The following is a 1,208-nucleotide window of genomic DNA, read 5'->3' as shown; positions in this document are numbered from 1 at the left end:
CGTTGACAGGTGCGCTTTGCCATGTCAGTTATGTAACTATATGGTTATTTACGGGAGGAATGGCTTATGGCGACAAGGCCAATCGGGATCATCATGCACGGCATTACCGGGCGCATGGGCTACAATCAGCACCTGCTGCGCTCCATCCTGGCGATCCGCGAGCAGGGCGGCGTGCTTTTGTCGAATGGCGACAGGCTGATGCCAGAGCCGGTGCTTGTCGGCCGCAATGCCGAGAAGATCGAGGCGATTGCCCGCAAGCACGGCCTGTCGAAGACGACGACCGATCTCGATGCCGCTCTGGCCGATCCTGCCAATGCGATCTTCTTCGATGCCGGCTCGACGCAGATGCGCGTCGAGTTGCTGGAGAAGGCGATTGCCGCCGGCAAGCATGTCTATTGCGAAAAGCCGATCTCCGAGACGCTGGAAGAGGCGCTGTCGGTGGCAGCGTCCGCCGAACGGCGCGGCGTCAAGAATGGCGTGGTGCAGGACAAGCTGTTCCTGCCCGGCCTGCGCAAGATCGCCATGCTGCGCGACAGCGGCTTCTTCGGCAAGATTCTCTCGGTGCGCGGCGAGTTCGGCTACTGGGTGTTCGAAGGTGATTGGGGCGTGCAGGCGCAGCGTCCGTCGTGGAACTACCGCAAGGCCGACGGCGGCGGCATGATCCTCGATATGCTGCCGCATTGGCGCTATGTGCTCGACAATCTGTTCGGCGAGGTCAGGTCGGTGAGCTGCCTCGGCGCCACCCATATTCCAAGTCGTGTCGATGAGAGCGGCAAGACCTATGCCGCCGATGCCGACGATGCAGCCTATGCCACCTTCGAGCTCGAGGGCGGGATCATCACCCACATCAATTCCTCCTGGGCGGTTCGCGTCCGTCGTGACGATCTCGTCACCTTCCAGGTCGACGGCACGCACGGGTCTGCGGTCTGCGGGCTGATGCGCTGCTGGACGCAGCATCGGGTGAATACGCCAAAGCCGGTATGGAACCCGGACCAGCCGCAGCCGATCAACTTCTTCGAGACGTGGGACGAGGTTCCGGACACGCAGGTATTCGACAATGGCTTCAAGGTTCAGTGGGAGGGTTTCCTGCGCCATGTCGCCGAGGATGCGCCGTGGAAGTTCAGCCTGCGCGAGGGCGCCAAGGGCGTGCAGCTTGCAGAACTCGCCCAACAGAGCTGGCAAGAACGTCGATGGGTCGATGTGCCGAA

The 1,208-nt window shown here is 61.9% G+C and carries 1 protein-coding gene; it reads left to right on the top strand.

Annotation, left to right across the window (positions count from 1 at the left end; genetic code table 11):
• Positions 1 to 66: 66 nt before the first annotated feature.
• Positions 67 to 1,208: Gfo/Idh/MocA family protein (locus tag A6U86_RS07850; protein WP_068388687.1), on the top strand; the 1,142-nt coding region annotated here is incomplete at its 3' end.

This window comes from Rhizobium sp. AC27/96 (assembly GCF_001692325.1).
Classification (GTDB): domain Bacteria; phylum Pseudomonadota; class Alphaproteobacteria; order Rhizobiales; family Rhizobiaceae; genus Rhizobium.
This window is presented reverse-complemented; position numbering and strand designations above follow the sequence as displayed.